This window comes from Rhodovulum steppense (assembly GCF_004339675.1).
GTDB classification, from domain to species: domain Bacteria; phylum Pseudomonadota; class Alphaproteobacteria; order Rhodobacterales; family Rhodobacteraceae; genus Rhodovulum; species Rhodovulum steppense.
This window is the reverse complement of the sequence record NZ_SLVM01000008.1, coordinates 67,165-92,666: the sequence shown is the minus strand read 5'-3', so window position 1 is coordinate 92,666 and position 25,502 is coordinate 67,165. Positions and strand designations below refer to the sequence as shown.

Genomic DNA, 25,502 nt, shown 5'->3' with positions numbered 1-25,502 from the left:
AGCGGAGTGCGGCGGATCAATGCCGGGTATTCGTCGGTCGATAGGATTTTTCTATCAGAACTGTGCCCGTCGCGCGGCATCAAGCAGGGCAGCCAGAACCGGCGTGTGGGGTTCGCGATGCGGCGCGACAAGGCCCACCTGATGCTCGGCCTCGGGCTCGGTCAGCGGCAGCGCGACCAGCCCGCCGCCATCCAGAAAGGGCGCGACGCTGCGCCGGGGCAGGATCGTCGCCCAGCCGCCCGACTGGACATGGGCGATCAGCGTGATGATCGAGTTCGACTCGAGCCGCGGCCGCAGGGCGACCCCTGCCTCGGCCATGTGGCGGTCGACGATCCGGCGGTTCTGCATGTCGGGCGTCAGCAGGCACAGCGCCAGCCCCGCGGCCTCGGCCCATGTCAGCGCGCGGCGCGTGGCAAGCGGATCGTCGGCGCGGATCACGAGGTTGTAATGCTCGGTATACAGCGGCAGGGTCGTGACCCGGCCCAACGGCTCGTTGTCCAGATAGGTGATCCCGGCGTCGATCTGTAGATCGTCCAGCATCTGCAATATCTCGGCCGAATTGCGCGAAAGCACCGTCAGCCGCAACCCCGGATGGCGCGTGGTCAGCGGCTGGGTCAGGGCGCTGACGGCGGCCAGCGCGGTGGGGATCGCGGCAATGCGCAGATCGCCCGAGAGCCCCTGCTTGACCGCGCGCATTTCCTCGCGCAGCGCCCTGGTGTCGGCAACGATGGTCCGCGCGCGTTCAAGCACCCGCGCGCCTTCGGGCGTCAGCCCGCCATAGCGCGAGCCGCGCCAGACCAGCATCACGCCCAGTTGTTCCTCAAGCTGCTTGATCGCGGCCGACAGCGTGGGCTGGGTCACGCCGCAGCTTTCCGCCGCCCGGCCGAAATGCTTCTCGCGCGCCAGCGCGATGAACATTTCAAGCTTGTCGATCATGGGTGCCCTCTGGCCGCGCCGCTATGCCCGGGCTCAGCCGCCCGTATGGCTCATGTGCCGCGAGACCTGGCCATCGGGGCGCTGGCGGGAATAGTCGAAATCATGCCCCCTGGGCTTCAGGCCGATGGCGGCGCGGATGGCGGTGACCAGCGGCGCGTCGTCCTGGGGATGCGCCCGCAGCGGGGCGCGCAGATCGGCGCGATCCTCCTGGCCGAGGCACATGAACAACTCGCCCGTGCAGGTCAGCCGCACCCGGTTGCAGCTTTCGCAGAAATTATGGCTGAGCGGGGTGATGAAGCCGATCTTCTGGCCGGTCTCCTCGATCCGCACATAGCGGGCGGGTCCGCCCGAGCGTTCGGCAAGATCCAGCGTGGTGAAGCGTTCTTCCAGCCGCGCGCGGACATCGCGCACCGACCAGAATTGCCCGACCCGGTCCTCGTTGCCCAGATCGCCCATCGGCATCACCTCGATGAAGGTCAGGTCCATGTCGCGCGCGGCGCACCAGTCGACAAGCGGGAACAGCTCGTCCTCGTTGAACCCCTTCAGCGCCACGGTGTTGATCTTGACCCTCAGCCCCGCCGCCTGCGCCGCGTCGATCCCGCGCATCACCTGGGTCAGCTTGCCCCAGCGGGTGACGCGGGCGAACTTGTCCGCGTCCAGCGTGTCCAGGCTGACATTGATCCGCCGCACCCCCGCCGCGGCCAGATCGGCGGCAAAGCGTTCCAGTTGCGAGCCGTTGGTGGTCAGCGTCAACTCGTCCAGCGCGTCGGTTTCTAGATGTCGGCCCATCGCGCGGAAAAAGGTCAGGATATCGCGCCGCACCAGCGGTTCGCCCCCCGTGATGCGCAGCTTTCGCACGCCCAGCCCGACAAAGGCCGAACACAGCCGGTCCAGTTCCTCAAGCGTCAGCAGGTCCCGCTTGGGCAGGAAGGTCATGTTTTCAGCCATGCAATAGACACAGCGGAAATCGCAGCGGTCGGTGACCGACACGCGCAGATAGGTGATCGCGCGGGCGAAAGGATCAATAAGTTTCGGCTCTCCCATGAGTGTGAAGGTAAGCGCGGCCATGGCTTGCGGCAAGCGTCTTTCGGACGGGTCGGCAAGCGGCTAGGCTGGGGCGAAACGACAGGGGAGGCAGGCAGGATGAGAAGGACCGCGGGTCTGTGTCTGGTGCTGGCGCTGGGGGCCTGCGCGGCCGTTCCGAAGGGCGGGCCGGAGCCCGCCCCGGCCGAGCCTGCGGTGCCGGTTGCAGCCGTCCGCCCGCCGCCGCCGCAGGCGCGCACCGCCGAGGAATTCGACACGACGACGCCCGCCCAGCGCGAAGCGGCGCGCGCCGCCCCGCGCGGGGGCGATGCCCGGCTGGGGCTCAGCGTGGCCAGCCTTGGCGATCCGACCGATCCGGGGTTCTGGGCGGTGACGCCGCTGGTCACGCGGGTGCGGCCGGGTCGGCTGGTCGATCCGGTGACGGGGATCAGCGTGCAGGTGGAACTGCGCCCGCGCGATGCTGCCCCCGGCGCGGGTACGCTGGTGTCGCTGCCGACGATGCGGGCGCTGGGCGTGCCGTTGACCGCGCTGCGCGAGATCGCGATCCATGCCGCGCAATGATCCGATGAGCGAGCGCAGGCTTCTGCCCGACCAGCGCGACTGGGACGCGATGCGCGCGGGGTTCCGCTGGCCCGTGCCAGAGCGGTTCAACATCGCGCGCGCCTGTTGCGACGACTGGGCCGAACGCGATCCCGGCCGGGTGGCGGTGATCGACGCGTCGGATGGCGACCGGGAATGGAGCTATGGCGCGCTCAGGGATGCCTCGGACCGGTTGGCCAGCGTGATGGCGGCCTCGGGCGTGGGGCCGGGCGACCGGGTGGCGGTGCTGCTGGCGCAATCGCCTGCGGTGCTGGTCGCGCATTTCGCCGCGATGAAGCTGGGCGCCATCGTGCTGCCGCTGTTCACGCTGTTCGGGCCGGACGCGCTGGAATACCGTCTGGCCGATAGCGGCGCGCGGCTGGCCGTGACCGATGCCGAGGGCGCGGCCAAGCTGGCCGCCCTGCGCGACCGGCTGCCCGATCTGGCGCATGTGCTGTCCGTCGATGGCGGCCCGGCACGCGATCTGTGGGCCGAGATCGCCGCCGCCCCGCCGATCCCTGCGGCGCGTGACACGCTGGCCGAGGATCCGGCGGTGCTGATCTACACCTCGGGCACGACCGGCCCGCCCAAGGGCGCGCTGCATGCCCACCGCTTTCTCATCGGGCACCTGCCGTCGATCGAGCTGCACCATCGCGGCTTCCCGCAGCCCGGCGATTGCGGCTGGACGCCCGCGGACTGGGCCTGGATCGGCGGACTGATGGATATGGCGATGCCCTGCCTTTACTACGGCGTGCCGCTGGTGGCCTGCCGGATGCGCAAGTTCGACGCGGCCGAGGCATGGGCGCTGATCGACCGGCTGAAGGTGCGCAACCTGTTCCTGCCGCCCACCGCGCTGAAGCTGATGCGCCAGGCGCCGGTGCCGCCGGGGGTGCGCCTGCGCAGCGTCGGCTCGGGCGGCGAGAGCCTCGGGCCGGACCTTCTGGCCTGGGGGCGGCAGGCGCTGGGGCTGGAGATCTGCGAATTCTACGGCCAGACCGAGTGCAACCTTGTCGTGACCTGCGTGCCCGAATTGATGACCGCGCCGCCGGGCGCGATGGGCCGCGCGACACCCGGTTTCGATGTCGCGATCATCGGGGCGGACGGGGCGCCCTTGCCGCCTGGCGAGGTGGGCGAGATCGCGGTGCGCCGGGGGGCGGCCTCGATGTTCCTGGGCTATTGGGGGCTGTCCGACAAGACGGCGGCGAAATTCTCGGGCGAGTGGATGCGGACGGGCGATCTGGGGATCTGCGACGCGGGCGGCCATTTCACCTATGTCTCGCGCGACGATGACGTGATCACCTCGGCGGGCTACCGGATCGGGCCGACCGAGATCGAGACCTGCCTGACGGGCCATCCCGACGTGGTGATGGCCGCCGTGGTGGGCGAACCCGACCCGGTGCGCACCGAGATCGTCGTGGCCCATGTGGTGCTGCGAGCGGGCGCGGAATGGGAAGGGCTGGCCGAGGCGCTGATCCAGCGCGTCCGCGACCATGTCAGCCCCCATGTCGCGCCGCGCCGGGTGGTCCGGGCCGAAAGCCTGCCGATGACGGCGACGGGCAAGATCATGCGCCGGGCGCTGCGCAGCGTGTAGGGGGCCGTTTCGGCGCGGCCTGCGACCCGATCCGGCGTTTTCAATCCGGCCCATCTGGGCTAAGCAGAGCACCACCTTTCGAAACAGGGGATCCGATGTCCGTCTCGATGCTGTCCACCTTCGTCAAGCCCATGCATCCCGAGGGCCGGAAATTCGTCGCCATCGGCCTTGCGGTCACGCTGGTTGCCTTTCTGATCTGGGCGCCGCTGGGCTGGGTCTGTGCGGGGCTGACCCTTTGGGTCTATTACTTCTTCCGCGACCCGGTGCGCGTCGTGCCCGACCGGCCGGGCGTCATGGTCTCGCCCGCCGATGGGCTGGTCTCGCTGATGGGGCCCGCCATGCCGCCCGCCGAGCTTGATCTGGGCTCGGCGCCGATGATGCGGATCTGCGTCTTCATGTCGGTCTTCAACTGCCATGTTAACCGGCTGCCCGCGGCGGGGCGGATCACCAAGGTCGCCTATCGGCCGGGCAAGTTCCTGAATGCCTCGCTCGACAAGGCGTCCGAGGACAATGAACGCAACGGGCTGGCCGTGGAAATGGCCGATGGTCGGCGCTATGGCGTGGTGCAGATCGCTGGGCTGGTGGCGCGGCGCATCCTGTGCTGGAGCACGGCGGGCCAGACCCTTGCCACGGGCGAGCGGTTCGGGCTGATCCGCTTTGGCTCGCGGCTGGACATCTACCTGCCCGAGGGGGCTGTACCGCTGGTCTCGCTTGGCCAGACCATGGTGGCGGGCGAGACGGTGATCGCCGATCTGGGCAGCACGAACGCGACGGGGGCCCGGGGCGCATGAAACGCTTCAACACGCGCAGTTCCGACAATGGCGAGCGCGTGCCCTTCCTGCAACTCGTGCCCAACATGGTCACGCTGGCCGGGATGTGCCTTGGCCTGACCTCGATCCGCTTCGCGATGGACGAACGCTTTGCAACGGCGGTGTTCCTGATCCTGCTGGCCGCGGTGATCGACGGGCTGGACGGGCTGATCGCGCGGCGGCTTCAGGCGACATCGGAGATCGGGGCGCAGCTTGATTCCCTGTCGGATTTCCTTTGCTTCGGGATCGCGCCTGGGGTGCTGGTCTATCATTACCTGCTGACGCCCGCGGGCGGGATCGGCTGGATCTTCGTGCTGATCTTCGCCGCCGCGACCTGTCTCAGGCTGGCGCGGTTCAACGTGATGTCGGGCAAACCGCAGGAGGATGACAAGTCGAGCCCCTATTTCCTGGGTGTTCCGGCACCCGCGGGGGCGATGCTGGGGCTTCTGCCCGCCTTTGCCACGCTGGCGGGCGTGGTCGATTTCGGCCAGGCGCCCCTGGTCGTGGCACTCTGGCTGGGACTTGTCGGGCTCTTGATGATCTCCAAGCTCAAGACGCTGTCGCCCAAGGCGATCAAGGTGCCGCGCCGCCTGATCGGGCCGATGATGTTCGCCACCGTGATCGGCATCGGCCTTGGCTTCTCGCGGCCATGGCTGTTTTTCCTGGCGCTTGATCTGGTCTATCTGGGGCTTGTGATCCAGAGCCTCGTCAAGGCGCGCTGGCGGCTGTTCGGCTGAGACTGTCGGACAGGGCACCGCGCCCCATACCGGGGATCGAAGGCGCCCGAGGAGAAGGCGGCAAGACGAGTTCGTTCCCTCTGACCCCTGTCGCTTTACGGTTGCGGCCATTGCATCTCGTGACCTCAGCCGCGATATCTGCACGGCAGCAACGGGAACGTCATGCCGCATCGCGAGAATCGTCCCAGACGTCGGCCATCGCTGTCGATGCCGATCCTAAGAACCTCGCGTGCGCAGCATCGGGCGGGCAACCTGACGCTTGGCAATCTGCTTGCCGGGTTGGGCGAACGGTCTTTCGGCTGGGCAATCGTGGTATTTTCGCTTGTGACCATGCTGCCGCTTCCGCCGGGCTCGTCGGTGATCACGGCTTTGCCTGTGCTGGTGACGACCCTTCAGATGACATTCGGCTTTGCCCATGTGCGGCTGCCCGGCCCGCTGGCCAGGCTGCGCGTCGACCAGAACAGGCTGCGCCGGACCTTGTTGCGGCTGCGCCCGGTCACCCGACGGCTGGAACGCAGGCTTCGTCCGCGTCTGCCCGCGCTTTTCGCGCCCCGGCACGAACCCCTGCTTGGCTTGGGGTTGTTGGTGATCGCCTTCACGCTGTTCCTGCCGGTTCCGGGCAGCGGCTGGTTCCCGGCAATCTCGTTGTTCGTGGTGGGGGTAGGACTGGTCGAGCGCGACGGTGCAGTGGTGGTGCTTGGCCTTGTCCTGGGCGCCCTTTCGGCCCTGCTGACCGCGGCAATCGTGATTTCCCTGGCCGAGGGCGCCGAAGCGATCATGGGCTGATCGGCGAGCAGCCCTGTCATGTGCAGTGATTCCCGCTGCGCAAATTTGGTCGGGTAGCGAATTGCCAAAAAATGCGGCAGCGCAGCATGGACTGTCGGAAAACTGACGCAAGGTCAGTCGAGGAGCGGTGAAATTCGACGAAATTCGCGTCTTCCGCCGCGCCCGCCATGGACAGAGCGACCGCGCCGCCCGATGCTTTCCTGACAAGCGAGGACAACATGAACGCTTCCACCCTTGGGCCACGGTCCCGATGCCAAGAAGGGCGTCCGGCACTCGAGCGGTTTCCACTGGATACCGTTTGCGAGGCCGCCAAGATCCTGACCGGCGCCAGCGATCCGATCGCGGCGATGCCCTCGGTTCTGAACGTGCTGTCGTCGTTCATGGGGCTGAGGATGGGAGCGCTGGCGCTTCTGGATGACAAGGGTCGTACGGGCGGCGTCGGCAAGCCGGTGAATCCTTTCGTGATCGCCGCGACGACCCATGGCTCGACCTGTGCACCTCCCGAGATCCGCGCCCTGCCGATCCGCGCGACGCAACAGGTATTTCGTACCGGCGTCGCGCTGGTGTCGCGCAATGTCCGCGACGAACTGGGCGAGGCCGCGATCCCGCCCGGCGCGCCGCATGACCGGCTGGCGCTGATCGCGGTGCCGCTCCGAGAGCAGGTGCACTCGCCCTATGTGATCGGCGTGCTGGGGGGCTGGCGCGACCTTGACGAGGGGGGGCTGCGCTACCTCGAAGAGGATCAGCGTGTGCTGACCATGGTGGCCTCGATCCTGGAACAGTCGATCAAGTTCCGCCGCCTCGTCGCGAGGGACCGCGAGCGGTTGATGGAGGAGGCGCGCGCCGCGCTGCATGCCGCCTCCGAGACATCCGCCGACGATTGCCGACTGCGCGAACAGCCGATCAAGGGCATAATCGGCGACAGCCCGGCGATCAAGGCGGTGACCGCGCAGATCCACAAGGTCGCGCGCACCAACACGCCCGTTCTACTGCGCGGCGAAAGCGGCACCGGCAAGGAGCTGTTTGCCAAGGCGGTGCATGCGCTCTCGGAGCGTCGCGACAAACCCTTCGTCAAGGTCAATTGTGCGGCGCTGAGCCAGAGCCTGCTGGAATCGGAACTTTTCGGCCATGAGAAGGGATCGTTTACCGGTGCGCTTGCGCAGAAGAAGGGCCGGTTCGAACTGGCCGATACGGGGACGCTTTTTCTCGACGAAATCGGCGAGATCGGGCCCGAGTTCCAAGCGAAACTCCTGCGCATCCTGCAGGAGGGCGAGTTCGAGCGCGTGGGTGGCTCAAAGACCTTGAGGGTCGATGTTCGGCTTGTGACAGCGACGAACCGCGATCTCGAGGCGGCGGTGGCACGCGGCGATTTCCGGGCGGACCTCTATTTCCGCATCTGTGTGGTGCCGATCGTCCTGCCTCCCCTGCGCGAGCGTCTGGAGGATGTGCCCACGCTTGCCAAGGCCTTTCTGGATAGGTTCAACGCCCAGAACGGGATGGACAAGCGCATCACGCCGGGGGCGATGGCGGCGCTTGCGCGCTGCCAGTTTCCGGGCAATGTGCGTGAACTTGAAAACTGCATCAGCCGCGTGGCGGCGTTGTCCTCGGGCCGCGAAATCGACGAGCGCGAACTGGCCTGTATGCAGGGCAACTGCCTTTCGGCCGAACTCTGGCGCATGCAGTCGGGCGATCGCTCGCCCATTGGCGGACTGGCTGCCGTGCGCATGCCGTTGCCGGTGATCGACAGCGGCGCGGGCCAACGCCCGCCGACGCCACCCCCCACGGGCTTTGGCGAACCGGTCTCTTCCACCACCTTCGCCCCGGCGACGCCAATGCCCACGACGTCCGACGAAGGCCCGCTTGACGAACGTGAACGCCTGATCGACGCGATGGAGCGGGCAGGCTGGGTGCAGGCCAAGGCCGCTCGGCTGCTGGGCCTGACCCCGCGCCAGATCGGCTATGCGCTCAAGAAGCACGGCATCGAACTGCGCAGGTTCTGACAGGGCCCTGCCGCGCGGACGCGTCCGATCCTCGCGCGCTGGCGCAGTCCGCTCCTCCAGCCTGTTCTGGCCGGAATTATCCCGGGCCGTGACATCGCCCCGACCTTGCCCTCGCGCAGCAGGGGTGCGGGACAAGCGGCGCGCCAGTGCTCGCGCATTTTGAACCGGCCGTCACATCCTGTCCTGTCCATCCTGAATGTCGTTTTTCCGACGCACTGTCGCCGCCCCGACAGCGCGTCCGCGCCGATGCTGTGCGTTTCTGCCCGATGCCCCGGCAGAGCGTGCTTGGCACGCTTCCTGCTTGCATCCTTGCAAGCGCCCAGTCCCAAGGAGTCCGCCCCATGTCCGTCCCCCTCGTCCCGCTGTCCGATCTCCAGATCGCCACCCGCAAGGAGCTGCAGCAGACAGGCGGTTGCGCGGCCTCGTCCTGCGGCTCCAAGGCGGGGTCGGCGGACATGGACCCGGCCACTTGGGCCAAGGTCAAGGACCATCCCTGCTACTCGGAAGAGGCGCATCACTACTTCGCACGGATGCATGTCGCTGTGGCGCCCGCCTGCAACATCCAGTGCAACTACTGCAACCGGAAATATGATTGCGCCAATGAAAGCCGCCCCGGCGTCGTGTCCGAGCGCCTGACCCCCGAACAAGCCGCGCGCAAGGTGATGGCGGTCGCCTCCAAGGTGCCCCAGCTTTCGGTCCTCGGCATCGCGGGGCCGGGGGACGCTGCCTATGACTGGCGCCGGACCAGAGCCACCTTCGATCTGGTCGCCGCGCGGTTGCCGGACGTCAAGCTCTGCATGTCCTCGAACGGGCTCGCGCTGCCCGATCATGTGGACGAGATCGTGGCGATGAACATCGACCATGTCACAATCACGATCAACGCCATCGACCCGGAGATCGGTCAGCAGATCTATCCTTGGATCTTCTTTCAGGGCAGGCGCCGCACCGGACTCGAGGCCGCGACCATCCTGCGGGACCGGCAATTGCAGGGGCTGGAAATGCTGACGGCGCGGGGGGTGCTGGTCAAGGTCAACTCGGTGCTCATTCCCGGAATCAACGACGCCCACCTGACCGAGGTGAACCGGGCCGTGAAGGAGCGCGGTGCCTTCCTGCACAACATCATGCCGCTGATCTCGGATCCTGCGCATGGCACGCATTTCGGCCTGACCGGCCGACGCGGGCCGACCGCGGCTGAACTGAAAAAGGTGCAGGATTCTTGTGCGGGCGGTGTCAATCTGATGCGCCATTGCCGCCAGTGCCGCGCCGATGCGGTGGGTCTCCTGGGCGAGGATCGCGGTCAGGAATTCACCCTGGAAAAGCTGCCTGAAGTGGTCGAGGACGCCCCCGAGGCACGCGCGGCCTATCGCGACTGGGTGGCCGAAGAGAGGCGCGACCGCGCCGCCGCGGCGGCCAATGCCGAGGCTGCGGTGCCCGCCCCCGAAAAACCGGTTCTGTTCGCCGTCTGCACCCGCGGTTCCGGCAGGGTGAACCAGCATTTCGGCCATGCGACCGAGTTCCAGATCTACCAGGCCGACGTCGGCGGCATCCGTTTCGTCGGGCATCGCCGCGCGGACAATTACTGCCTCGGCGGCCAGGGCGATGCAGCACGCATGGACGAAATCCTGCGCGTGCTCGCCGATGTGCCGCATGTGCTCTGCGCCCGGATCGGCGATGGGCCCCGCAAGCGGCTGCTGGCAGCAGGGATCGAGGCGATCGAGACGCCACAGGATTATATCGAGACGGCGATCTCTGCCGTTCTTTCGACCCGGAACGCGCGAAACGGACGGGCCGCCCAGCGTGCCTGACCCCAGGATCAAACCAAGGAGAAGCCAATGGCCCTGAAGATCATCAAGTCGCAATGCACCGTCTGCGGCGCCTGCGAATTCGAGTGCCCGAACGCCGCGATCAAGTTCAAGGGGGAAACCTACATCATCGACGCAGGGCTCTGCACCGAATGCGAGGGCCAGTTCGACAGCCCGCAATGCGTCGCCGTCTGCCCCGTGCCCGACACCTGCGTGCCGGCCTGATGACATGCCGGGCGGTCCCGAGGCGGTGGACTGGCAGGGCCAGCCGCTTGACTGCGAGGCCTGTCGTTTCCGCGGGCATCTGGCCCGGCGCCAGTGCGGCCCGGGCTGGTCCTGTGCCTTCGACCGCTATGCGCCCCGGATCGTCCGGTTCTTCACCATGAATCCCGAGGCCGCCGATCTGTGCCTCGATGCGCCCGGGCCCGAAACCCGGGCGCATGCCGCTCGTGTGGCCAACGTGTTCCGCCTGCGCCCGCTGCTGGATGACCCCGATCCCGGGGTGCGGGCGGTTGCGGTGCTGCGGCTGCCTGCCACGCAGGCGCGTGCCGCGCTGAAGGATCCCGACCGCGAGGTGCGCCTCGCGCTGGCCTGGCGGTTGCCATTTTCAGATCTGGTGCCGCTCCTGAACGACGCCGACCCGCAGGTGCGGCTGATCGTTGCACGGCGGGTCGATCCGGGGGTGCTGCCGATCCTGCTGCGCGATCCCGATCCCGAGATCCGCAGGCTGGTGGCACAGCGCATCGGGTTGCGCTGGCTGGACCAGATGCTGGCCGATGCCGACCCCCTGGTGCGCCGCGTCGTGGCGCTGCGGCTGATCCCCGACCGGCTGCGCGTCTTCGTGACCGACCCTGACATAAGGGTACGCCATGCCGTAGCCGAAAGAGCCGAGGCCGAACTGGCCCGCCACCTGCTGGCCGATCCCGATGCCCCCGTCCGCGAGGCCGCCGCCGTGCGACTGGCCGAGCTTGCTGCCGAAAGGGAAACCGATGTCGACCGATGACCGCGAAATCGAGATCTACGGCCCCCCCGCCTTTGCCCCGGGCGAGAAGGTGCGCTGCCTGAAACACATCCGCAATGACGGCACGGTGCCCGGCCGCGAGATCGGCGAGTTCGTCGTCAGGAAGGGCGAGGAAGGCTATGTCCGCGACATCGGCACCTTCCTGAACCAGTTCTACATCTATGCCGTCGATTTCGTCGACAGTCGCAGCATCGTCGGCATGCGCCGCGATGAACTAGTCAGTCTCGAAAAGGAGAGCGCCCGATGAAGATCATGGTCCGCGAAACCCCCAAGGGAATGGAAGTCTATGTGCCCAAGAAGGATCTTGAGGAAGTGATCGTCGCCTCCGAGCATCCGGGCGTCTGGGGCGGCTGGGCCAGGCTTTCGAATGGCTGGACCTTCGAGATGCCCGCCTTCGAGGAGGCACCGAAACTTCCGGTGACGGTCGAGGCCCGCCGGTTGTCGGTGGAGTAGGGGCGATGGGTGCCGAAAGCCGTCTGGCAAAACTGCTCGACCAGGTCGCCGAAGGCGCGCGCGTGCCCTATCTGGGCGCGGGCGTCGCCGCGCTGGCCGAGGGGGGGGCGCCAGCCTCGCCGCGGGCGCTTTGCGCCGCAATCGAGACGAAGGTGCGGGCGCCGAAACGGGCCAGCGGCAATCTGTGGTCGGTGGCGCAATTCGTCGAAAGCCGCCGCTTCCGCAAGACGCTGGAGCAGATCGTGCGGGACGCCTTCAGCGTCCGGCCCGCGCCCAGTGCGCTGCACCGCTGGATCGTGCGCGCCCGCCCGCCCCTCGTTGTCGATGCCTGGTATGACGGCCAGATCCTTGATGCCGCCGTGGCCGAGGGCATGGGCGACTGGGGCTGGGTGCAGGGGATCAGCCGTAACGGCGAAAGCCGGGACATCTGGACGCTGGCCTATGATTGCACGGGCGCGCTGGCGTGCGAGGCGCCCGATCCGGGCTGGGAGATGCTGGTCTACAAGCCGCATGGGCTGATCCGGACCGGCCAATCCTTCCTTATCTCGGACAGTGACTATGTCGAGGTGCTGACGGAGATCGACATCCAGAGCCCGATCCCGGACGAGGTACAGGCCCGCCGCACCGGCCGACCCTTCCTCTTCCTGGGCTGCCGGTTCGACGACCAACTCTTGCGCATCTATGCCCGCCAGATCGCGAAACGGTCGGGCCAGGGGCATGCGGCGGTGATCGAAGGTCCGTTGACGCGGATGGAGGAACGGTTCCTCGACGAGATGGGTATCGAACGGCTGGATCTGCCGCTCGAGGCGGTGACCGAGGCGCTCGCCGCCCCGGCCTGAGTCCCTGCCAAGAGGAGCGCGCGGATGCGCGCACGCCCTTGTATTGCGGCCCCCATCCGGGGGCCGCATTCTTTTCGACCGGCCGCGCCCCTGTAGCTTGCCGAAAAAACCGGCACCGTGGCCCACATCGCGACGCAGCGGTCGGGATTGTTTCGGACCTGTCGGGTTCAACACATCTCGCCCCGTGCGACAGGAAATCGACAAGGCCATGTAAAACATGGGAAAACCGATTTTCTTAGGCTTGGCACGCTTGCTGCTTATAGGTGGGGGAGAGCGGCCGCGACGCCTTCTCGCGATACCGAACCTAGATAGCTGCAAAGGACGAAACCCATGAGCGCGCTGAGACAGATCGCCTTCTACGGCAAGGGTGGCATCGGCAAATCCACCACCTCGCAGAACACGCTGGCCGCCCTGGTCGAACTCGACCAGAAGATCCTGATCGTCGGCTGCGATCCCAAGGCGGACAGCACCCGCCTGATCCTGAACACCAAGCTGCAGGACACCGTGCTGCACCTGGCTGCCGAGGCCGGATCCGTCGAGGATCTCGAACTCGAGGACGTGATGAAGGTCGGCTACAAGGGCATCAAATGCACCGAGGCCGGCGGCCCCGAACCGGGCGTCGGCTGCGCCGGCCGCGGCGTCATCACTGCGATCAACTTCCTCGAAGAGAACGGCGCCTATGACGACGTGGACTATGTGTCCTACGACGTGCTGGGCGACGTGGTCTGCGGCGGCTTCGCCATGCCGATCCGCGAGAACAAGGCGCAGGAAATCTACATCGTCATGTCGGGCGAGATGATGGCGCTTTATGCCGCCAACAACATCGCCAAGGGCATCCTGAAATACGCCAATTCGGGCGGCGTGCGCCTGGGCGGGCTGATCTGCAACGAGCGCAAGACCGACCGTGAGTTGGAGTTGTCCGAGGCCCTGGCCGAGAAGCTGGGCTGCAAGATGATCCATTTCGTGCCGCGCGACAACATCGTGCAGCATGCCGAACTGCGCCGCGAGACGGTGATCCAGTATGCACCCGACAGCAAGCAGGCGAACGAGTACCGCGAGTTGGCGCGCAAGATCCACGGGAATTCGGGGCAGGGCGTGATCCCGACCCCGATCACGATGGAAGAACTTGAACAAATGCTGATGGATTTCGGCATCATGCAGTCCGAGGAAGACCGGCTGGCCGCCATCGCCGCGGCCGAGGCCTGAGACAAGCGGGCCGGCCTTCGTGCCGGCCCCTCCCATCCGCCTGCCCATCCCGAGCTAAGGAACCCATCCGATGGCCAAAGACATTCCCGATCCGATCGCGCCCGAGAAGCTGATCGAAGAGGTTCTCTCCGCCTATCCCGCCAAGGCGGCCAAGAAACGCGCCAAGCACCTGGGCGTGGCCGCCCCGGTGTCCGAAGGAGAGACCGAGATCGTGTCGAAATGCGACACGGTAAAATCCAACATCAAGTCCGTCCCCGGCGTGATGACGATCCGCGGCTGTGCCTATGCCGGCTCCAAGGGCGTGGTCTGGGGGCCGATCAAGGACATGGTCCATATCAGCCACGGCCCCGTCGGCTGCGGCCATTATTCCTGGTCGCAACGGCGCAACTACTATACCGGCACGACCGGCGTGGACAGCTTCGTCACCTTCCAGTTCACCACCGATTTCCAGGAAAAGGACATCGTCTTCGGCGGCGACAAGAAGCTGGAAAAGACGATCGACGAGATCAACACGCTGTTCCCGCTGGCCAAGGGCATCTCGGTGCAGTCCGAATGCCCGATCGGCCTGATCGGCGACGACATCGAGGCGGTGGCCAAGAAGAAGAAGAAGGACATCAACAAGACCATCGTGCCGGTGCGCTGCGAAGGCTTCCGCGGCGTGTCGCAATCGCTGGGCCACCACATCGCCAATGACTGCATCCGCGACTGGGTGCTCGAGGCGGGCGAGGGGGTGCATGAACCCGGTCCCTATGACGTCAACATCATCGGCGACTACAATATCGGCGGCGATGCCTGGTCCTCGCGCATCCTGCTCGAGGAAATCGGGCTGAACGTGATCGCCTCGTGGTCGGGCGATGCGACGCTGGCCGAGATCGAGAACGCGCCCAAGGCCCGGCTGAACCTCATCCATTGCTACCGCTCGATGAACTACATCTGCCGGCACATGGAAGAGAAGCACGGCGTCGCCTGGATGGAATACAACTTCTTCGGGCCGAGCCAGATCGCCGCCAGCCTGCGCGCCATCGCCGCGAAGTTCGACAAGTCGATCCAGGACAAGGCCGAGGCGGTGATCGCCAAATACCAGCCGCTGGTCGATGCGGTGCTGGCCAAGTACAAGCCCCGCCTCGAGGGCAAGTCGGTGATGCTCTATGTCGGCGGTCTGCGCCCGCGCCACGTCGTCACCGCCTATCACGACCTGGGCATGGAGATCGTCGGCACCGGCTACGAGTTCGCCCATGGCGACGATTACAAGCGCACCGGCGAATACATCAAGGAAGGCACGCTGATCTACGATGACGTCACGGGCTACGAGCTCGAGAAGTTCATCGAGCAGATCCGCCCCGACCTGGTCGGCTCCGGCATCAAGGAGAAATACCCGGTCCAGAAGATGGGCATCCCGTTCCGCCAGATGCACAGCTGGGACTATTCCGGCCCCTATCACGGCTATGACGGCTTCGCGATCTTCGCCCGCGACATGGATCTGGCGATCAACAACCCGGTCTGGGGCCTGTTCGACGCGCCCTGGAAGAAATCGGCCTGACGGCCTGCGGCGGGGGCCTGTGGCCCCTGCCTCTCCATCAACCCTTTCGGCTGGCGTCCCGGAATGCGGACGGGCCTGAAAAAGGACCAAAGAGATGCCCCAATCGGTAGACAAGGTGCTTGACCACAACAAGCTGTTCCATGAACCCGAATACAAGCAGATGCTCGAGAACAAGCGGGCCAAGTACGAGAACGCCACGCCCGCGCCGCAGGTGACGGAAATCCTCGACTGGACCAAGTCCTGGGAATACCGCGAGAAGAACCTCGCCCGCGAGGCGCTGGTCATCAACCCGGCCAAGGCCTGCCAGCCGCTGGGCGCCGTGTTCGCCGCCGCGGGCTACGAGGGCACGATGAGCTTCGTGCACGGCTCGCAGGGCTGCGTGGCCTATTACCGCTCGCATCTGTCGCGCCACTTCAAGGAGCCCTCCTCGGCGGTCTCCTCCTCGATGACCGAGGATGCGGCGGTGTTCGGCGGGCTGACCAACATGGTCGAGGGCCTGGCCAATACCTATGCGCTCTACCAGCCCAGGATGATCGCGGTCTCGACCACCTGCATGGCCGAGGTGATCGGCGACGACCTCAACTCCTTCATCATCCAGTCGCGCGACAAGGAATCCATCCCCCAGGACTTCCCCGTGCCCTTCGCCCACACCCCCGCCTTCGTCGGCAGCCATGTGGACGGTTATGACAACATGCAGAAGGGCATCCTGACCTATTTCTGGAAGGATGCCGAGCGTCAGGAAACCGACAGCATCAACATCATCCCCGGCTTCGACGGCTATGCCGTGGGCAATATCCGCGAGCTGAACCGCATCCTGGCCGCGATGGGCGTCGACTGCACCATCCTGTCGGATGTCTCGGATGTCTACGACACCCCCTCGGATGGCGAGTTCCGCATGTATGCCGGCGGCACCACGCTTGAAGATACCCGCGCCGCGCTGAACGCCAGGGCGACGATCTCGATGCAGGAATACTGCACCCGCAAGACGCTGGAATTCTGCGCCGACAAGGGCCAGAAGACCGCCGCCCTGCACTACCCGATGGGCGTGGCGGGCACCGACGAGCTGCTGATGACGCTCAGCGAGCTGTCGGGCAAGCCGATCCCCGACAGCCTGACGCTGGAGCGCGGCCGCCTGGTCGACGCGATGGCCGACAGCCAGGCCTATCTGCACGGCAAGACCTACGCGATCTACGGCGATCCCGACTTCGTCTACGCGATGGCCCGCTTCGTGATGGAAACCGGCGGCGAGCCCCGGCACTGCCTGGCCACCAACGGCACCAAGGAATGGGCCGCACAGATGCAGGCGCTGCTGGCCTCCTCGCCTTTCGGGCAGGGCTGCCAGGTCTGGGCCGGCAAGGACCTGTGGCACCTGCGCTCGATCCTCGCAACCGAGCCCACCGACATGCTGATCGGCAACAGCTACGGCAAGTACCTGCAACGCGATCTCGGCATCCCGCTGATCCGCCTGACCTTCCCGATCTTCGACCGCCACCACCACCACCGCTTCCCCACCTGGGGATACCAGGGCGGCCTGAACGTGCTGGTCAAGATCCTCGACACCGTCCTCGACAAGATCGACACCGACACCGGAACCCTGGGCGAAACCGACATCTCCTTCGACCTCACCCGGTAACCCACAAAAAAAGGCCCCGGCGCACCCCTGTCCCAGCGCCGGGACCCCCGCGAAGCAAAAAGCTTCGCAAGGCGCGGCAGGAGATATTGCAAACCTGCCGCGCCGCCCCCCGCGAATTCCCCGTGAACATGACTGAACGGCCGCAGGTTTCCGGGCAATGCGGGCTTGTCGCAGAACCGACATTCCCGACAGGATCGGCCCCCCGATATGGGCCTTGCGCGGCCATCCCCCGGAAACGCAGCCCCCGAAGGGCGCATTCCGCCGCTTGGCACGCTTTCTGCTTTACCCCTGGTAGCACAGCGGAGCACGCCCCATGTCCGACGCCCTCAAGTCCACCGTCCAGCAGGCTTTCGAAGAGCCCGCCTGCGCCACGAACCGCGCCAAATCCGCGGCCGAGCGCAAGAAGGGCTGTTCGAAGCCACTGACGCCAGGGGCCGCGGCGGGGGGCTGCGCGTTCGACGGGGCCAAGATCACGCTGCAACCGATCGTGGATGTGGCCCATCTGGTGCATGCGCCGCTGGCCTGCGAGGGCAATGGCTGGGACAATCGCGGCTCGGCCTCGTCGGGGCCGATGCTCTACAAGACCGGGTTCACCACCGACATGTCGGAACTCGACATCGTCATGGGCAAGGGGGAGTCGAAGCTTTACGCCGCGATCCGCGAGATCGTCGAGAAGCACCGGCCGCCCGCGGTTTTCGTCTATGCGACCTGCGTCACCGCGATGATCGGCGACGACATCGAGGCGGTGTGCAAGGCCGCCACCGAAGCCTTCGGCACGCCCGCGATCCCGGTGAACGTGCCGGGCTATGCCGGGTCCAAGAACCTTGGCTGCAAGCTCGCGGGCGAGATGATGTTCCGTCATGTGATCGGCACGGTCGAGCCCGAGCGGACCACCGAGTACGACATCAACCTGATCGGCGATTACAACCTGTCGGGCGAGTTGTGGCAGGTCAAGCCGCTGCTGGACCGGCTGGGCATCCGCATCCTCGGCTCGCTGGCGGCGGATGCGCGCTACAAGCAGGTGGCCGTGATGCACCGGGCGCGGGTCTCGATGCTGGTCTGTTCGCATGCGCTGATCGGGCTTGCGCGCAAGCTGGACGAAACCTGGGGCATCCCGTTCTTCGAAGGCTCGTTCTACGGCATTTCCGACACGTCCGAGAGCCTGCGGACCATGTGCCGGATGCTGGTCGAACGCGGCGCCGACGCGGGCCTGATCGACCGCTGCGAGGCGCTGATCACCGAAGAGGAGGCCAAGGTCCGCGCCGACCTGGAACCCTATCGCGCGCGCGTCGCGGGCAAGCGGGTGCTGCTTTACACCGGGGGCCACAAAAGCTGGTCTGTGGTCTCGGCGCTTCAGGAACTGGGCGTCGAGGTGGTCGGGACCAGCGTGCGCAAGGCCACCGACAACGACAAGGCCAAGGTGGTCGAGATCATGGGCACCGACGCGCACATGTATGACAACATGGCCCCGCGCGAGATGTATGCCACGCTGCGCGCCTCGGGTGCCGATATCCTGATGTCGGGCGCGCGCAGCCAGTTCGTGGCGCTCAAGGCCCGGGTGCCCTGGATCGACGTGAACCAGGAAAAGCACGAACCCTATGCGGGTTACATGGGCATGCTGGATCTGGTGCGCGCCATCGACCGCTCGGTGAACAACCCGATGTGGGCCGATGTCCGCCGCCCCGCGCCCTGGGACGAACCGCGCCCCTTTGCCGGTATCCGCCCCGCGCCGCGCGGCACATGCCCGGTATCGGGCCTGACGAACGACCCCCGCGATTTCGAGGATTGCTGAGATGGCCCGCCTGATCCGCCCGCGCCGGGCCCTGTCGACCAACCCGCTGAAATCCAGCGCCCCGCTTGGCGCCGCCATGGCCTATCTGGGCATCGAGCGCGGCATTCCGCTGTTCCACGGCGCGCAGGGCTGCACTGCCTTTGCCATGGTCCACATGGTCCGCCATTTCCGCGAGGCGATCCCGCTTCAGACCACCGCCATGAACGAGATCACCACGATCCTGGGCGGGGGCGAGCAGATCGAGGAGGCGATTGCCAACCTCGTCAAGCGGGCGGATCCGAAATTCATCGGCATCGCCTCGACCGCGCTGACCGAGACGCGGGGCGAGGATATCGCGGGCGAACTGGCCGAGATCATGGAGCGGCGCGGCGATTTCGCGGGGCTCAGGGTCGTCCACGCCTCGACCCCCGATTTCGAGGGCGCGCTGGAGGATGGCTGGGCCAAGGCGGTCACGGCCATCATCGACGCGCTGGTGCCCGAGATCGACCCGATGTTCTGCGACCGCGACATGCGGCAGGTCAATATCCTGCCCGCGGCCTATCTGACGCCCGCCGAGATCGAGGAAGTCACCCGGATGATCCGCGCCTTCGGGCTGAACCCCATCGTGCTGCCGGATCTGTCGGCCTCGCTTGACGGACATCTGGCCGAGGATTGGGCGGGCACATCGCTGGGCGGCACGCCGCTGGATGCGATCCCGGCAATGGCGCGCTCGGCGGTGACCTTCGCCATCGGCGAAAGCATGCGCGGCGCGGCCGAATTGCTGGCCGAGCGGGGCCACATGCCGGTTCAGGTCTTCCCGTCGCTGACCGGGCTCAAGGCGGTCGATGCCTTTGTCTCGGCGCTGATGGGGGTGGCGGGCGCGGCGGATGCGCCGCCCGCGATCAGGCGCGACAGGGCGCGGGCGCAGGACGCAATGCTGGATTCGCATTTCTTTATCGGCGGGCTGAAATACGCCATCGCCGCCGATCCCGACCTTGCCTATGCGCTGTCTTCTGCGCTGGCGGGGATGGGGGCCGAGCCGGTCTGCACCGTGACCAGCTCGACCGCCAACCCGATCCTTGCCCGGCTGCCCGGCGAAACCGCGATCCTGGGCGATCTGGGCGATCTGGAAGACGGCGCGCGGGCAGGGGGGGCGGCGCTGCTGATCGCGCATGCCCATGGCCGCCACGCCGCCGCCGCAACCGGCCTGCCGCTGATCCGCGCAGGTTTCCCGATGAATGACCGGCTGGGCGTGCAGGATGTCTGCCGCGTCGGCTATCGCGGCACCCGCGCCTTCCTGTTCGAGGTGGCCAATGCCGTTCTCGCCCATCCCCACGCGCCGCGCCCCGAGGATTTCGGCGCCGCCCCCATCGAGAGGGAATTCGAACATGACCGCCCGCAGACTGCGCCTCATTGAGCCGGAGAAAGACATGACCCAGGAAAAGGCGCTGAAGATCGCCATTGCCACCAACGACATGGACCATCTGGACGCGCATTTCGGCTCGTCCCGGAAATTCGCGCTGTACGAGGTCACGCCCGATACCGCCCGGCTGGTCGAGGTGCTGGAATTCGACAGCGCGACCGACCAGACCGGCCGCCACGACCCGCAGGACGACCGCATCACCCCCAAGGTCGAGGCGCTGACGGGCTGTGCGCTGCTGTTCGTGCTGGCCATCGGCGGGCCGTCCGCCGCCAAGGTGGTGCGCGCGGGCATCCACCCGATCAAGCGCAAGGACCCCGAGCCCATCGCCGAGGTGATCGCCCAGGTCCAGACCATGCTGAAGGGCAGCCCGCCGCCCTTCCTGCGCAAGGTGCTGGGCCGGCCCGCGCCCGATTTCGCATCCGACTACGCCGACGAGGTGATCGAATGAGTGCCGATCCCGACACGCTGCCGCGCGGCGGTGCGATGCCGACAAGCGAATTCCTGACCCAGCTGATCGCGGTCATCCGCGCCGAGGACAGCCATGGCAGCTGGGACGCCAAGCCCGATGCCGACCTGCTGGCCGACTACATCGTGACCAGGGAGGAACGCCGCGAGATCCCGATCATCGGCGACCCCGATCCCGACCTGCTGTGGCGGGTCGAACGCTTCTACGACGCGATCGCGCTGCTTCTGGAACGGCGCACCGGCGCGCAATCGGCGCAGATGTCGAAAATCCATCACGAAGGTTTCGGGCGGATCGTGCTGATCTCGGGGCGGCTGGTGGTGCTGTCGAAACATGTCCGCGACCTGCACCGCTTCGGCTTCGAAAGCTTCGCCGCGCTCGCCGAGGCGGGCGACAGTATGACCGCCGATGCCGCCGCCACGCTTGCCCGCTTTCCCGACGCCGCCCGGGCCTGACCCGGCGCCAGACCCAAGCCATGCCCGAGCCAGGAGAGATATGGAAATGAGCCTCGAAGACCTCGAAGCGCGCGTCAGGAAACTGTCGATGCGCGCCACGGATGCCAAGATGAACCTGCACGACCTTGCCGAGGAACTGCCCGTCGATTGGGAAAAGATCCCCGCCGTCGCCGCCGAGACCCACGAGATCTTTCGCGACCTCAGCGCCGCGCGCCAGGCGCTGAAGGCCGCGAAAAAAGCCGCAGAGGAGGCCTGAGCCATGCCCATCACCGGCCTGACCCGCGGCGGCACAAGCTATGTTCCGGAATTCCTCCTCGCCATCGACGCTGCGAAATGCATCGGCTGCGGGCGCTGCTACAAGGTCTGCGCCCGCGGCGTACTGACGCTCAAGGGCATCACCGACGAGGATGAACTGGTCGATCTCGAGGACGAGGATGACGAGGACGAGATCGAGCGCAAGGTGATGGTCATCGCCGATGGCGACGACTGCATCGGCTGCGGCGCCTGCGCGCGCGTCTGCCCCTCGGGCTGCCAGAGCCACGGCCCGGTCGAGGCGCTCTAGGCAGCGTTGGCGTGGACCCGCTGACCGCGCCTTTTTTCCGAAGGCTGCCGGTAGCACAGGCGTTCCCACGCCCCGCTCGATCTTCGGGCTGGACCTCGTCCGGCACGGCATGGGCGCTTCCGAAAGAAGCCCGATCGCGCCCCGCTGGGGCCTTGTCTGGCGCGCAATATCGCTGCTGCAGGCGTGCCTGCCCCATGCCCCCGCGCCGCGTCGCCCTGTCGCAAACCCGCCAAACCTGCACGGATGAATCCGACAGGGGTGCCGCAACGTCCCGAAAGCTGCGGTTCTCCGGTGTTGGCACGATCTTTGCTTACGATCTGTCAAGGGACATGCGACGACAGGAGACATCCGATGATCCAGATGACCGAAGCCGCGAGGGATGCAATCGCAAGCGCCATTGCGGGGGCCGGACAGCCCATCGCCGGGCTGCGCCTTATGGTTCAGGCCGGCGGCTGCGCGGGGTTGCAATACACCATGGCGCTGGAACTGACGCGCGAGGATGACGATGCGGTGGTTCAGGCGGACGGCGTGATCGTGCTGATCGACCCCGGCAGCCAGGGGTACCTGGTGGGGACCACCATTGACTTCGTCACCGGGCTTGAGGGGTCAGGCTTCGTATTCGACAACCCCAATGCCTCGGCCGGTTGCGGCTGCGGCAAGTCCTTCTGCTGAGGAGGGCGACCGATGTTCGATTATTCCCCGACCCTGACGGATCACTTCCTGAACCCCCGGAATCGCGGAGATCTGGAAGACGCGAATGCGCTGGGCGAGGCAGGGTCGCTGCGCACGGGCGACGCGTTCCGGCTCATGCTGAGGATCGAGCGGGGCGAGATCGCCGTGGCGCGGTTCCAGACCACCGGCGGGGGGCCGGAGGTGGCGGCGGGCTCGGCGCTGAGCGAATGCCTGGTCGGCAAGACGCTGGCCGAGGCCCGTTCGATCTCCTCCGATTACGTCGAAACCTTGCTCGGCGGCTTGCCTGACGCGGACCGCTCGGCCGCCCGCGTCGCCGCCGCGGCGCTGACCGCCGCCCTCGCCGATCATGCCCAGCCCCCGGCCTTTCGCGCCGCGCAAGTCGCGCGCGCCCCGGGCCCGGTCGCGATCCAGACGTTGCGCCCCAGCGTGCCCCGCACCCTCGGCACCACACCCGCCGACGAGACTGCCGCCGTCGCGGCCGTTCTCGACGAGATGCGGTCGCGCTTCCAGGCCGATGGTGGCGATGTGGAACTGGTCGACATCGTCGGACCCCGGGTGCGCGTGGCCCTCAAGGGGGCCTGTGCAGGCTGCCAGATTGCCGGGCTGACCTTGGGCGGGCTGCAACAGCGCATCGCCGATGTGCTGGGCCGAGCGGTTCTTGTGGTACCTGCGCCGACCCAGGGGAGAGTGGTCCGATGACCCTTGCCCCCGGTCCCGATAACTTTCGGCTCGATCCCGCGCCGCTGATCTGCGACACGACCCTGCGCGATGGCGAACAGGCGGCCGGGGTGGCCTTTTCGGCCGCCGAGAAGATAGAGATTGCCGTTGCCCTTGATGCCGCGGGCGTGGCCGAGATCGAACTGGGCGTGCCCGCTATGGGCAGCGCCGAGATCGTGGCGATGCGCGAGGCGGGCGCGCGGCTGACGCGCGCCGCGGGCGTCGTCTGGTGTCGGCTGCGCGAAACCGATCTGGAACTGGCCGCGCTGACTGGGCTGTCGCGGCTGCATCTGACCGTGCCCGCCTCGGACCGCCAGCTTCAGGGCAAGCTTGGCCGCTCGCGTGACTGGGCGCTTACCGAAACCGACCGGCTGGTGCGGCTGGCCACGGGCGCTGGCTTCGTTGTCTCGGTCGGCGCCGAGGATGCCTCGCGCGCCGATCCGGACTTCCTGTTGCAGATTTCCACGACCGCGGCGGCGGCGGGTGCGATCCGGTTGAGGCTGGCCGATACGCTGGGGCTGATGGACCCGTTCGCGGCCCATACGCTGGTCGCTGGCCTGGCTCAGGAATCGCTGCCGATCGAGTTTCACGCCCATGACGATCTTGGGCTTGCCAGCGCCAACACGCTGGCGGCCGCGCGCGGCGGGGCCACGCATCTGTCTGTCACGGTCAACGGGCTCGGCGAACGCGCGGGCAATGCCGCATTGGAACAGGTCGTCGCCGCGCTTGCGGTGCAGGGCCGTCCGACATCGGTCGCGCTCGATCAGCTTTGCGGGCTTTGCGAACTGGTCGCGCGCGCATCGAAACGGCCCCTTCCGCCCAGTCGTCCGATCGTCGGCGCGCATGTCTTCAGCCATGAATCGGGCATCCATGTCGACGGGCTGATAAAGGATCCCGCGACCTACGAGGCGCCTGACCTGGCTCCGGCACGGTTCGGGCGCGACCGTCAGATCGTGCTGGGCAAGCATTCGGGCCTGGCCGCGCTGACCGGCGGATTGGCCGCCGCGGGTCTGCCCTCGGACGAGGGCACCGCGCGGGCCGTCCTGCCTTTGCTGCGCGACTGGGCCAGTGCCGAAAAACGCGCCGCGACGCCCGCGGATCTCGCCATTCTCACCGCCCGCGCCCAGGCCATGATCTGCCTGCCCGCGGTCCCCGATCACACGGAAAGGAGCCTGCCATGAGCTGCAAACCCGACCGCGGCGTGCTCGACCAGATGCACGCGCTTTCCTCTGCCGAGGATCTCTTTACCTTCCTGCTCTTGCCCTACGACCAGTCGGTGCTGAACCGCGCGCGGCTGCATGTCATGAAGCGTATGGGCGATTATCTGTCACAGGTGGAGCTTTCCGCGCTCGACGAGGACGGTGTGTTCCTTGAAGCGCGCCGGGCGCTCAAGCGGGCCCATGCCGATTTCCAGACCTCTACCCCGCGCGCCCAGAAGGCGCTGAAAATCTTCAACCAACCCCGTGGCAACGTGGTTCCGATGGAGGGGCTTCGGCTGTCCGTACAATGAGCGAGAAACTGATCGAACCCGAGTTTCCTGGCGCCGAGGCGATGGACGCGCCCAAACCGGCCAGCAAGGCCGAAACCGGCCTGAACATCGTCGTTTGCATCAAGCAGGTGCCCGATTCCGCGCAGATCCGGGTTCATCCCGTGACGAACACGATCATGCGCCAGGGGGTTCCGACAATCATCAATCCCTATGACCTTTTCGCGCTGGAAGAGGCGATGCGCTTGCGCGACGAGTTCGGCGGCGCGGTAACGGTGCTGACGATGGGTCCGCCGATGGCCGAAGATGCGTTGCGCCGGGCTTTGGGGCTGGGGGCGGACAAGGCGGTGCTGATCACCGACCGGCGCTTTGCCGGGTCGGATACGCTGGCGACATCCTTTGCGCTGGCCTCGGCGCTGGACAAGATCGGCGAGGTGCGCCCCGTGGATATCGTGTTCACGGGCAAGCAGACGATCGACGGCGACACCGCACAGGTCGGCCCCGGCATTGCGCGGCGGATGGGGTTGAACCAGTTGACCTATGTCAGCGCGATCGACGCGCTCGATTGCGAGAGGGGCGAGATCACGGTGCGGCGCCGCTCCGAAGGCGGTGTGCAGGTGCTGCGCTCGAAACTGCCCTGCCTGATCACCATGCTCGAAGACACCAACGAGTTGCGCCGCGGTACCTTGCAGGACATGCTGCGTGCGGCACGCGCGCCGGTCACCATCTGGTCGGCCGAGGATGCGGGCATCGAGGATGCGCTGAAATGCGGGCTTAGAGGCTCGCCCACGGTGGTCAAGCGCGTCTTCGCGCCAAGCCCCCGCGCCGAGAAGGCCGAGATGGTCGCGGTCGAGGGCAAGACCCCGGCCCAGACCGCCGACGCGATGCTCGACCTGCTGTTCGCAAAGGCCCCAAAGCTCGAGGCGGATCTGACCGCCCGGTTCACTTGAGGAGAC

General features: G+C 66.8%; 28 protein-coding genes. 26 read left to right on the top strand and 2 right to left on the bottom strand.

The window, feature by feature from the left end; genetic code table 11:
* Window positions 1-54 precede the first annotated feature (54 nt).
* Window positions 55-936, bottom strand: coding sequence for a LysR family transcriptional regulator (locus EV216_RS07090; protein WP_132694359.1), 882 nt, complete (start codon window positions 934-936; stop codon window positions 55-57).
* Between the two features lie 33 nt (window positions 937-969).
* Window positions 970-1,980, bottom strand: coding sequence for a GTP 3',8-cyclase MoaA (gene moaA / locus EV216_RS07085; RefSeq protein WP_132694422.1), 1,011 nt, complete (start codon window positions 1,978-1,980; stop codon window positions 970-972).
* A gap of 99 nt (window positions 1,981-2,079) precedes the next feature.
* On the opposite strand from moaA, the gene EV216_RS07080 reads away from it, so the two are divergent.
* The 26 genes from EV216_RS07080 to EV216_RS06955 all read left to right on the top strand — a co-directional run bounded on the left by EV216_RS07080 (window position 2,080) and on the right by EV216_RS06955 (window position 25,496).
* Entirely contained in the window at window positions 2,080-2,541 is a 462-nt protein-coding gene (locus EV216_RS07080) for a D-galactarate dehydratase (protein ID WP_132694358.1), read from the top strand.
* Between the two features lie 4 nt (window positions 2,542-2,545).
* The gene (locus EV216_RS07075; protein ID WP_243642006.1) at window positions 2,546-4,150 is read left to right on the top strand and encodes an AMP-binding protein; all 1,605 of its coding nucleotides are present in this window, start codon (window positions 2,546-2,548) and stop codon (window positions 4,148-4,150) included.
* A gap of 95 nt (window positions 4,151-4,245) precedes the next feature.
* Complete coding sequence (locus EV216_RS07070; RefSeq protein ID WP_132694357.1) at window positions 4,246-4,941, top strand: phosphatidylserine decarboxylase; 696 nt, start codon at window positions 4,246-4,248, stop codon at window positions 4,939-4,941.
* The gene (locus EV216_RS07065) at window positions 4,938-5,696 is read left to right on the top strand and encodes a CDP-alcohol phosphatidyltransferase family protein (protein ID WP_132694356.1); all 759 of its coding nucleotides are present in this window, start codon (window positions 4,938-4,940) and stop codon (window positions 5,694-5,696) included. Before EV216_RS07070 ends, EV216_RS07065 begins: the two co-directional genes overlap by 4 nt.
* A gap of 207 nt (window positions 5,697-5,903) precedes the next feature.
* Window positions 5,904-6,482 carry an exopolysaccharide biosynthesis protein gene (locus EV216_RS07060; protein WP_243642005.1) on the top strand — a complete coding sequence of 193 codons (579 nt, stop codon included), beginning with the start codon at window positions 5,904-5,906 and terminating at the stop codon, window positions 6,480-6,482.
* A gap of 218 nt (window positions 6,483-6,700) precedes the next feature.
* On the top strand, window positions 6,701-8,482 hold the full coding sequence (gene nifA, locus EV216_RS07055) for a nif-specific transcriptional activator NifA (RefSeq protein WP_132694420.1): 1,782 nt from the start codon (window positions 6,701-6,703) through the stop codon (window positions 8,480-8,482).
* A 341-nt stretch (window positions 8,483-8,823) separates the two neighbouring features.
* The gene (nifB, locus tag EV216_RS07050; protein ID WP_132694354.1) at window positions 8,824-10,287 is read left to right on the top strand and encodes a nitrogenase cofactor biosynthesis protein NifB; all 1,464 of its coding nucleotides are present in this window, start codon (window positions 8,824-8,826) and stop codon (window positions 10,285-10,287) included.
* Window positions 10,288-10,314: 27 nt separating this feature from the next.
* On the top strand, window positions 10,315-10,509 hold the full coding sequence (locus EV216_RS07045; RefSeq protein ID WP_132694353.1) for a 4Fe-4S dicluster domain-containing protein: 195 nt from the start codon (window positions 10,315-10,317) through the stop codon (window positions 10,507-10,509).
* 4 nt (window positions 10,510-10,513) lie between these two features.
* A complete protein-coding gene (locus EV216_RS07040) occupies window positions 10,514-11,287 on the top strand; it encodes a 4Fe4S-binding leucine-rich repeat protein (protein WP_132694352.1) in 774 nt (257 codons plus the stop codon).
* Window positions 11,274-11,552: a nitrogen fixation protein NifZ gene (locus tag EV216_RS07035; RefSeq protein WP_132694351.1), complete on the top strand. Its 279-nt coding sequence runs from the start codon at window positions 11,274-11,276 to the stop codon at window positions 11,550-11,552. The genes EV216_RS07040 and EV216_RS07035 overlap by 14 nt, the downstream gene beginning before the upstream one ends.
* Window positions 11,549-11,758, top strand: coding sequence for a putative nitrogen fixation protein NifT (nifT, locus tag EV216_RS07030; RefSeq protein ID WP_132694350.1), 210 nt, complete (start codon window positions 11,549-11,551; stop codon window positions 11,756-11,758). The genes EV216_RS07035 and nifT overlap by 4 nt, the downstream gene beginning before the upstream one ends.
* 5 nt (window positions 11,759-11,763) lie before the next feature.
* Entirely contained in the window at window positions 11,764-12,597 is an 834-nt protein-coding gene (locus EV216_RS07025) for an SIR2 family NAD-dependent protein deacylase (RefSeq protein WP_132694349.1), read from the top strand.
* A gap of 330 nt (window positions 12,598-12,927) precedes the next feature.
* Window positions 12,928-13,803 (top strand): nitrogenase iron protein, encoded by an 876-nt coding sequence (nifH, locus tag EV216_RS07020; protein ID WP_132694348.1) that lies wholly within the window; start codon window positions 12,928-12,930, stop codon window positions 13,801-13,803.
* A gap of 70 nt (window positions 13,804-13,873) precedes the next feature.
* Window positions 13,874-15,343, top strand: a complete 1,470-nt coding sequence (gene nifD / locus EV216_RS07015) for a nitrogenase molybdenum-iron protein alpha chain (RefSeq protein ID WP_132694347.1) — start codon at window positions 13,874-13,876, stop codon at window positions 15,341-15,343.
* A gap of 94 nt (window positions 15,344-15,437) precedes the next feature.
* On the top strand, window positions 15,438-16,976 hold the full coding sequence (gene nifK, locus EV216_RS07010) for a nitrogenase molybdenum-iron protein subunit beta (protein WP_132694346.1): 1,539 nt from the start codon (window positions 15,438-15,440) through the stop codon (window positions 16,974-16,976).
* Window positions 16,977-17,289: 313 nt separating this feature from the next.
* Window positions 17,290-18,768, top strand: coding sequence for a nitrogenase iron-molybdenum cofactor biosynthesis protein NifE (gene nifE, locus EV216_RS07005; protein WP_132694345.1), 1,479 nt, complete (start codon window positions 17,290-17,292; stop codon window positions 18,766-18,768).
* A 1-nt stretch (window position 18,769) separates the two neighbouring features.
* Window positions 18,770-20,164: a nitrogenase iron-molybdenum cofactor biosynthesis protein NifN gene (gene nifN, locus EV216_RS07000; RefSeq protein ID WP_132694344.1), complete on the top strand. Its 1,395-nt coding sequence runs from the start codon at window positions 18,770-18,772 to the stop codon at window positions 20,162-20,164.
* Window positions 20,165-20,177: 13 nt separating this feature from the next.
* Window positions 20,178-20,618 (top strand): nitrogen fixation protein NifX, encoded by a 441-nt coding sequence (gene nifX / locus EV216_RS06995; RefSeq protein WP_243642003.1) that lies wholly within the window; start codon window positions 20,178-20,180, stop codon window positions 20,616-20,618.
* Entirely contained in the window at window positions 20,615-21,088 is a 474-nt protein-coding gene (locus EV216_RS06990) for a NifX-associated nitrogen fixation protein (protein ID WP_132694342.1), read from the top strand. Before nifX ends, EV216_RS06990 begins: the two co-directional genes overlap by 4 nt.
* Window positions 21,089-21,134: 46 nt before the next feature.
* Window positions 21,135-21,344 (top strand): CCE_0567 family metalloprotein, encoded by a 210-nt coding sequence (locus tag EV216_RS06985; protein ID WP_132694341.1) that lies wholly within the window; start codon window positions 21,135-21,137, stop codon window positions 21,342-21,344.
* Window positions 21,345-21,347: 3 nt separating this feature from the next.
* Window positions 21,348-21,650 (top strand): ferredoxin III, nif-specific, encoded by a 303-nt coding sequence (fdxB, locus tag EV216_RS06980; RefSeq protein ID WP_132694340.1) that lies wholly within the window; start codon window positions 21,348-21,350, stop codon window positions 21,648-21,650.
* A gap of 351 nt (window positions 21,651-22,001) precedes the next feature.
* Window positions 22,002-22,322: a HesB/IscA family protein gene (locus EV216_RS06975; protein ID WP_132694339.1), complete on the top strand. Its 321-nt coding sequence runs from the start codon at window positions 22,002-22,004 to the stop codon at window positions 22,320-22,322.
* Between the two features lie 12 nt (window positions 22,323-22,334).
* A complete protein-coding gene (locus tag EV216_RS06970; protein WP_132694338.1) occupies window positions 22,335-23,042 on the top strand; it encodes an iron-sulfur cluster assembly scaffold protein in 708 nt (235 codons plus the stop codon).
* A complete protein-coding gene (gene nifV, locus EV216_RS06965) occupies window positions 23,039-24,241 on the top strand; it encodes a homocitrate synthase (RefSeq protein WP_132694337.1) in 1,203 nt (400 codons plus the stop codon). Before EV216_RS06970 ends, nifV begins: the two co-directional genes overlap by 4 nt.
* Window positions 24,238-24,570 carry a nitrogenase-stabilizing/protective protein NifW gene (gene nifW, locus EV216_RS06960; RefSeq protein WP_132694336.1) on the top strand — a complete coding sequence of 111 codons (333 nt, stop codon included), beginning with the start codon at window positions 24,238-24,240 and terminating at the stop codon, window positions 24,568-24,570. Before nifV ends, nifW begins: the two co-directional genes overlap by 4 nt.
* Complete coding sequence (locus tag EV216_RS06955; RefSeq protein WP_207893984.1) at window positions 24,567-25,496, top strand: electron transfer flavoprotein subunit beta/FixA family protein; 930 nt, start codon at window positions 24,567-24,569, stop codon at window positions 25,494-25,496. Before nifW ends, EV216_RS06955 begins: the two co-directional genes overlap by 4 nt.
* Window positions 25,497-25,502: the final 6 nt, after the last annotated feature.